This window comes from Paenibacillus sp. 01T442, from assembly GCF_056398345.1.
This window is the reverse complement of sequence record NZ_JBFTPF010000069.1, coordinates 19,368-27,455: the sequence shown is the minus strand read 5'-3', so window position 1 is coordinate 27,455 and position 8,088 is coordinate 19,368. Positions and strand designations below refer to the sequence as shown.

The following is an 8,088-nucleotide window of genomic DNA, read 5'->3' as shown; positions in this document are numbered from 1 at the left end:
TATCACGACTTATACGATTACACCTGACGATTTAGGTCTTCGTGCACATAGTATCAAAGACGTAGCGGGTGGAGATGCTGCCCTGAACGCAGAAATTATTCGTCATATTTTTGCTGGTGAGAAAGGGCCTTATCGAGACATCGTGCTAGCGAATGCAGCGGCATGCTTCTATGTAACCGGTCATGTAGGCACTCTTCAACAAGGCGTGAAATTAGCTGCAGAAGTCATTGATTCGGGACGTGCGGAGCAGAAATTGCAAGATTTAATCCAATATACAGGAGAACTATGCCATGTTTCTTGATAAAATTGTAGCTACAAAACGCGTTGAAGTAGAGGCGATGAGCGGTTTTTCGATCGCGGAGGCTGAAAAGTTAATTTCTCAGCTTCCACCTTGTTTAGGCTTTGAGCGGGCATTGACGCTGGGGAAAAATCGTTCGATGGGACTTATCGCGGAAGTGAAGAAAGCTTCACCATCCAAAGGATTGATCCGCGCAGATTTCGAACCGGTGGGATTGGCTCAAGCTTATGAGCATGCAGGCGCCGATTGTATTTCGGTATTGACCGATGTTTCGTATTTTCAAGGAAGCAATGATTATTTGAAGGCTGTTCGTAAAGCAGTGAATGTTCCGTTGCTACGCAAAGATTTCACCATTGATCAGAAGCAAATCTATGAAGCAAGACTTCTGGGAGCAGATGCCATTCTGCTGATCGCAGCGATTTTGACAACAGAGCAAATGAAGCAGTATTTGACTCTAKCGAAGGATCTTGGCCTAGATGCACTCGTTGAGGTACATGATCGTGAAGAGTTGGAGCGCGCACTTGAGCTGGATACCCAAATGATAGGTGTTAATAATCGGAATTTAAAAACCTTCGTAACCGATCTAGGAACAACAGAAGAATTAATAAGCTTTATGCCAAAAGGTAAAACTGTTGTGAGCGAGAGTGGGATATCTACCGTTGAAGATATGGCTTATGTTGAGAAAGTAGGAGCACAAGCTGTACTGATCGGAGAGCATTTCATGCGACAGCCCGTCGTTGAACAAGCGGTTCATCAGTTGATGGGTGAGCTGGTCAACAAGGCCTAATTATAGGTAGAAAGAGGCGGATTTGATGACTGTGGGAACGATTCCAACGGTAAAAATTTGTGGACTTCAAAGCGTTGAAGTGTTAAAATCAATCGTACATTTGCCGATAGCTCATATCGGCTTTGTTTTTGCACCAAGCAAGCGACAGGTCACGCCGGAGAAGGCAGCCGAGCTGATTGTTTATCTGAAATCTGAAGCAGCGGATGGACACACAGTGCCTCTTACAGTTGGCGTTTTTGTCAATCCAACGAAAGAGCAGTTGATTGAAATTTTAGCTGCAGCTCCTCTGGATATCGTGCAACTTCATAGTCAGGAAACACCGGCTTTCTGTGGATGGGTTCGTGAACAATTTGGTGTACAGGTATTTAAATCGGTTTCTATCTCCAAAACAGAAGATTCCATGCCTTCACTAACCGAAGTGGCAGMACAACTAGATCCTTTTATCGGGCAAGTAGATGCCATCTTATTAGATACCTTCGACCCTGTATATGGTGGCGGTTCTGGGACAACTTTTGCTTGGGATTGTATACCTGTTTATCAAGAATKGGCTCGTTCTGCTGGTATTCAATTGCTAGTAGCTGGCGGACTTCGACATGATAACGTAGATCAATTAATACATGMTTACGCTCCTGATGGCGTTGATGTATCGAGCGGCGTGGAGACAGATGGCGTGAAAGATATTGCGAAAATAACCGCGTTTGTGGAAAGGGTGACCCGTAAGTGACACAAGTACCTGATCAGCAAGGTAGATTTGGCAAGTTCGGTGGCCGCTATGTGCCCGAGACATTGATGAATGCCTTACATGAGCTTGAAGAAGCTTATGCGCGATATAAAGATGATCCTGAATTTATTGCTGAAGTTCGTTATTTGCAGAAGCAGTATTCCGGTAGACCTACTCCGCTTTACTATGCAGAGCGCTTAACCGAGCTACTCGGCGGAGCGAAGATTTATTTGAAACGTGAAGATTTAAACCATACAGGCGCACACAAAATTAATAACACCATCGGACAGGCCGTACTTGCAAAACGCATGGGTAAGAAAAAGATAATAGCGGAAACTGGGGCAGGTCAGCACGGAGTTGCTTCAGCGACAGTCGCGGCTTTAATGGGCTTTGAATGTAAAGTATTCATGGGCGAAGAAGACACGAAACGTCAACAATTGAATGTGTTTCGCATGAAATTGTTAGGATCGGAAGTTATTCCTGTTACTTCTGGAACGCGCACATTGAAAGATGCTTGTAATGAAACATTGCGTTACTGGGTAAGTAACGTTCAAGATACGTACTATATTCTTGGATCCGTAACTGGACCACATCCGTATCCAATGATGGTTCGTGATTTCCAGCGCGTGATCGGGGATGAGTCCCGTGAGCAAATCTTGGAAACAGAAGGTAGATTACCTGATGCAGTAGTTGCTTGTGTTGGCGGAGGCAGTAACGCGATGGGGATTTTCTATCCATTCGTTCAAGATGAGTCCGTGAAATTGATTGGTGTCGAGGCGGCGGGTCGCGGCGTTGATACGGAGGAACATGCAGCAACCATGACCAAAGGAACCCCAGGCGTATTCCAAGGGTCACTCAGTTATTTGCTTCAGGATGAGTATGGTCAAGTGTTGCCAGCGCATTCGATCTCAGCCGGTTTGGACTACCCGGGAATTGGTCCCGAACATGCATATCTCAAAGATGCTGAGCGTGCTACGTATTATCCAATAACGGATCAAGAAGCACTGGATGCGCTTCAATTGTTGAGCCGTACAGAAGGTATCATTCCTGCTCTCGAGAGCGCACACGCCATTGCACATACGCTGAAATTAGCACCGACGATGACGAAGGATCAAATCATTATCGTGAGCTTGTCAGGCCGCGGCGATAAAGATGTGGAATCCATTATTAGTTATCTTGGCGAGGGGGTATAAGCGATGAACCGTATTGACAGTCGTTTTGCAGAACTCAAAGCGCGCGGTGAAACCGCAATGATCCCTTTTCTAACGATAGGTGACCCTTCGATTGAGGCATCTTTGGAGCTGATTCTAGAAATGGAACGCGCTGGCGCGGATTTAATCGAGCTTGGTGTTCCTTACTCGGATCCACTCGCAGATGGCCCTGTTATTCAGCGCTCTTCTGAACGCGCTTTGAAACGTAAAATTTCCATCTTTGATGTAATCGATGTAGCTAAACAGGCAAGGAATCGCGGATCACAGCTGCCATTCATCCTTTTTACCTATTATAATCCGGTTCTCCAAATTGGTTTGGAGCGTATTTTCAAAGTGATGCAAGAGAATGAAATCAGTGGCATTATTATTCCAGATCTTCCTTTGGAAGAAGATAGTGAGACTAGAGAGATTGCTGAGAAATATGGCGTTCATTTGATTCCATTGGTTGCACCAACATCGAATGAACGTGTACAACGTATTGCTTCAAGTGCACGTGGTTTCGTTTATTGTGTATCTTCCCTTGGGGTCACTGGCGAGCGCGCTGAATTTTTTGGCGGCATTGAAGATTTCCTTACAACCGTTCGTGAAGCCGCGTCTGTTCCCATTGTTGTAGGCTTCGGCATATCTTCGCGTGAGCAAGTTGAACGCTTTGAGAAGCTGTGCGATKGTGTTGTCGTAGGAAGTGCGATTGTCCGCACGATCGAGAGCGCATTAACACATTTCCAAGAGGATGCTGCTCATCCGGAAGGTCTAAAGCAAGTAGGTAACTTTGTAGGTCAATTAAAACGTACGAACAACTAATTGATGAGGTGACTTCATGAAACCGAAACAAACCATTATACATTTACCAGTCTACCAACCAGGTAAGCCTATTGAAGAAGTAAAGCGTGAGCTGGGCTTAACTGAAGTGATTAAGCTTGCTTCTAATGAAAACCCGTTCGGGTCATCTCCACATGTGAAGGCTGCTATTGAAGCTGAAATTGCAAATATTAGTCTGTATCCAGATGGAGGTGCCGTACAGCTAACAGAAGCTGTAGCAGCTTCATTGGGAGTAGAGACGAACCAGCTTATTTTTGGCGCAGGCTCGGATGAAGTTATCCTGATGTTGGCGCGTGCTTTCCTTGTACCAGGTGATGAGTCCGTCATGGCTTCACACACTTTCCCTCAATACAAACACAATTGTGAAATCGAAGGTGCAATCTCCATTGAGGTGCCATTGAAGGATGGTACTCATGATTTGGATGCAATGGCTGCTGCCATTACAGATCGCACGAAAATCGTATGGATCTGTAATCCGAACAACCCAACGGGTACGATGAATACAGATGCGGAAATTAAAGCTTTTTTAGCTAAAGTTCCTGCGCACACGATTGTTGTTCTTGATGAAGCTTATTGTGAGTACAACACAACAGGTGAGTTCCCGGACAGCATTGAGCTAATCGGTCAATACAAGAATGTGATCTCTTTGCGTACCTTCTCCAAAATCTATGGGCTGGCTTCGCTTCGTATTGGTTATGGTATTGGGCATCCAGATGTCATTCGTTCGATTAATCAAGTGCGAGAGCCCTTCAATACGACTCGTTTCGCACAAGCTGCTGCTCTTGCGGCGATTAATGATCAGGATTTCATCGCAAGCTGTCGGGAAGCGAATACTGCGGGTTTAAACTACTTAGAAGAACAATTTAAACAACTTGGGCTGCACTCGTTTCCTGCTCATGGGAACTTTATTATGGTGGACGTAGCACGTCCAGCAGCAGACGTATTCAACGGCTTATTGCGCCGAGGGCTAATTGTTCGTGGTGGTCATATGTTGGGCTTCCCAACATCATTGCGTGTCACCATTGGTTCAAGTGAGCAAAATGCCAAATTCATTGCGGCTCTAACGGAAGTTCTTGCAGAGGTTCCTGTTCTAGTMTAAATCAGAAGATAAAGGTTGATTCTTGTCATGACGAAAATAGCAATATTCGGAGTAGGTCTGATCGGTGGATCTCTTGCCTTATGTTATAAAGGAAAACCAGACTTTACCGTTGTCGGACATTCACCCAATCCGAATTCCGTCGAAAAGCTGCTGAAACGCAATGTTGTTGACCATGCAACTACCGATATGGCAGAAGCGGTGGATKGGGCTGATTATATCTTCCTATGTGTACCCGTGGGCAATCTGGAGGAATATGTTCAGAAGCTGATGAAGCTGCCCTTGAAACAAGGCTGTATCATTACGGATGTGGGCAGTACGAAAGCTTCCATTACAGAAAGTGCAGCAGCACACTTGAAGGAAGGCTACTATTTTATAGGTGGTCATCCGATGGCGGGCTCTGAGCGTCACGGGGTGGAAGCTGCTTCGTCGCATCTGTATGAGAATGCTTTCTATGTCTTGACTCCAGCAGAAGGCACGCCACAGGCTGAGGTAGATCGTCTGACAAGTCTGCTTAGTCATACGAAAGCGCAAATCGTGCAAGTCGATGCTCGTGAGCATGATGATATCGTCGGTGCAATTAGCCATTTACCGCATATTATTGCTGTTGCACTTGTTAATCAAGTAAGAAGCTATAACGAGAGTAATCCCTTGTATCAAAACTTAGCGGCGGGCGGTTTTCGAGATATTACTCGGATTGCTTCGAGCGAACCGACGATCTGGCGTGATATTCTCGTCAACAATCGTGAAGTGTTACTCAAGCTGCTCAAGGATTGGAATGATGAGGTTTCGCGATTCGTTCAACTGATTGAGCAAAGCGATGGAGAAGGGATTGCGGAGCAGTTTCGTATTGCTGGCGAATTCCGCAGTAAGCTACCGGAACGTCGTAAAGGTGTCCTCACTTCCTTATTTGATATTTATGTAGATGTACCCGATCACCCGGGTATTATTGGCTCCATTACATCGCTGCTCGGAAATGCTCGAATCAATTTGAGCAATATTCAAATTATTGAAAGCCGTGAGGATGTTCCTGGTATTCTCCGATTGTCTTTCCGTAACCAAGAGGAAGCCGATCGTGCTTCGGAGTTATTGGGCAAAGAATATGCGGTGCATGTATAAATTTTGAATATCTTTTATCATTTCAGGACTTTCATTGTGTTGGTTTCCGCCAGCGCAAAGGAGGTCCTTTTGTTTTCTTTTTGTAACTGATTCACAGGTCTAAAGGCTCATGCTATAATGGGTCTTATCATTTATATACATACTATTCATTGTTATGGGGCGGTTGATTTGAAGTACCGAATGTTCATCGTAAGCTTGCTAACGGTCATGATTGTCTTTCTTAATTTTTCACCTATTTTAGCAAGTGCCAAAGATGTGTATTACTCCAATGAGGTTGCCGTTCTTGTTTATCACCACATTGATGAATTTGAACAGAGCTCAGTCACCATCACGCCGAGGCTGTTTGAGCGGCAGCTTGTTTCGTTACAAAGGAAAGGTTTCCATTTCATTACCTTGGACCAATTCAAAGACTTCAAAACCAAAGGAAAGCCAATACCGGATAATGCGCTGCTTATCACATTTGATGATGGTTACGAAAGCTTCTATACGCACGCATTCCCTATTCTAAAGAGGCTTGAAATCCCTGCTGTGAATTTCGTTATCACGAAAGATTTGGATGATCCCAAAAGGCCTAAGTTAGCATCTTTATCCAAGGATGAGATTAAACAGATGCGTAGTGAAGACCCTAATATTGAATTCCAAGGGCACTCCGATGAGCTTCATGCAATGAAAGATGGAAAACCCATGTTATCCAACAAGCTTATTCTAAATGGAAAGCTAGAAACTGAGGTTGAGTTTAAGAGTCGGGTTGTTCAGGATACCCGCAAGTGTATGGCCAAACTCAAGGAGTTGAATGCTTCGAAAAATGTAGATTCCTATGCTTATCCATATGGCAGCTACGATGATACGACGATTTCCTACTTACATGAAGCAGGTATCCAATACGCTTTTACAACGAAGGCAGGTCTTGCTTCAGAATGGACGGATTCGATGCAAATACCGCGGATCAACGGTGGAAGCCCTTTTGTACGTCCGCATTCCATTAGCAATTTGATTAAGCAGGCCAAGAGAGAACAATCACAGTTTGTTAGTTCAAAATGAAACTAGGTAAACGTTTTCAAAAAAGTGTTGACAGAATGAAACCGTATACATATAATAAAAGTACAGTATGGTTTCTCTCCACTCCTATCCGATAATCGCACTATAAGTGCAACCGCCGATTCGGCKGTTTTTTTTTTGTCTTTTTGCCTTTTTTAAAAATATATATAAAAGGAATGCAGCTAGATGTCGATAGTAGAGAAGTAGTAGAAATATGAACTTTATCCAACAATTTGTCGAATCTAGCAGGAATCTCGTATTTAATCGAGAATAGGTTAGAGGCTAAATGTTTGCTCAATTTCGACTTCACACTTTTTTTACAAATATAACGCAACTTTTCACTCCAACCGTAGTAAAACATGTATGAACAGTTGGAGTGGTACCCGGAATCGCGAGGAGGGTCGCCACGTAATGACCGATTCCCAATTGATCAGAGAAATCAAGGATGGAAATGTTCAACTGTATAACGAGCTTATGCGTCGTTACGAGCGTAAAATCCTTGCCTTTATTTATCACATGCTAAAGAGCACACAGATGGAAGCTATCGCGGAAGATTTGTGTAATGAAACATTTTATAAAGCGTATCGCAGTTTGCATTCTTTCCGTGAGATCGAGGCATCTTTTTCTACTTGGTTATATACGATTGCCCGTAATACCGTATTGAGTGAGCTGCRCAAAAATAAAAGTGTCCAGGTGTCGTTGGAGCAAAGCGGACTTACACCGCATGCTTCTTTTGATGCGATGCCAGAGCAGGCCATGTTGAGGAACGAAAAGGTGTCCATGGTTCGCGAAGCGATTAATAGCTTGCCTGAGAAGCAAAGATCGGCTTTGATTCTACGCGAATATGATCAGATGGATTATCAGGAAATTGCCAACATTTTGGGTCAAACCGTCAGCTCAGTGAAATCTCTCCTATTTAGAGCGAGAGCATCAGTCAAATTGCATCTGGATCCTTATTTCAGTGAACCGATATTCGAAGAATCGAAGGGATGACTAGCG

8 protein-coding genes and 1 pseudogene are annotated in these 8,088 nt (G+C 44.2%); all 9 read left to right on the top strand.

Going from position 1 to position 8,088, the window contains the following annotated elements:
- A pseudogene (locus AC1DLM_RS28990) lies at positions 1 to 301 on the top strand (anthranilate phosphoribosyltransferase); the annotation flags it as partial.
- On the top strand, positions 291 to 1,085 hold the full coding sequence (gene trpC / locus AC1DLM_RS28985) for an indole-3-glycerol phosphate synthase TrpC (protein WP_477571911.1): 795 nt from the start codon (positions 291 to 293) through the stop codon (positions 1,083 to 1,085). The pseudogene AC1DLM_RS28990 and the gene trpC, both read left to right, overlap by 11 nt.
- Before the next feature lie 25 nt (positions 1,086 to 1,110).
- Positions 1,111 to 1,809 carry a phosphoribosylanthranilate isomerase gene (locus tag AC1DLM_RS28980; RefSeq protein ID WP_477571910.1) on the top strand — a complete coding sequence of 233 codons (699 nt, stop codon included), beginning with the start codon at positions 1,111 to 1,113 and terminating at the stop codon, positions 1,807 to 1,809.
- A complete protein-coding gene (gene trpB / locus AC1DLM_RS28975; RefSeq protein WP_171628808.1) occupies positions 1,806 to 2,999 on the top strand; it encodes a tryptophan synthase subunit beta in 1,194 nt (397 codons plus the stop codon). The genes AC1DLM_RS28980 and trpB overlap by 4 nt, the downstream gene beginning before the upstream one ends.
- A 3-nt stretch (positions 3,000 to 3,002) precedes the next feature.
- Positions 3,003 to 3,818, top strand: a complete 816-nt coding sequence (gene trpA / locus AC1DLM_RS28970) for a tryptophan synthase subunit alpha (RefSeq protein WP_477571909.1) — start codon at positions 3,003 to 3,005, stop codon at positions 3,816 to 3,818.
- A gap of 16 nt (positions 3,819 to 3,834) precedes the next feature.
- Positions 3,835 to 4,935, top strand: a complete 1,101-nt coding sequence (gene hisC, locus AC1DLM_RS28965; protein WP_436244583.1) for a histidinol-phosphate transaminase — start codon at positions 3,835 to 3,837, stop codon at positions 4,933 to 4,935.
- 27 nt (positions 4,936 to 4,962) lie between these two features.
- Complete coding sequence (locus AC1DLM_RS28960) at positions 4,963 to 6,051, top strand: prephenate dehydrogenase (protein WP_477571908.1); 1,089 nt, start codon at positions 4,963 to 4,965, stop codon at positions 6,049 to 6,051.
- A 168-nt stretch (positions 6,052 to 6,219) separates the two neighbouring features.
- Complete coding sequence (locus AC1DLM_RS28955; RefSeq protein WP_441986760.1) at positions 6,220 to 7,092, top strand: polysaccharide deacetylase family protein; 873 nt, start codon at positions 6,220 to 6,222, stop codon at positions 7,090 to 7,092.
- Positions 7,093 to 7,500: 408 nt separating this feature from the next.
- Positions 7,501 to 8,082: an RNA polymerase sigma factor gene (locus tag AC1DLM_RS28950; protein WP_477571907.1), complete on the top strand. Its 582-nt coding sequence runs from the start codon at positions 7,501 to 7,503 to the stop codon at positions 8,080 to 8,082.
- Positions 8,083 to 8,088 lie beyond the last annotated feature (6 nt).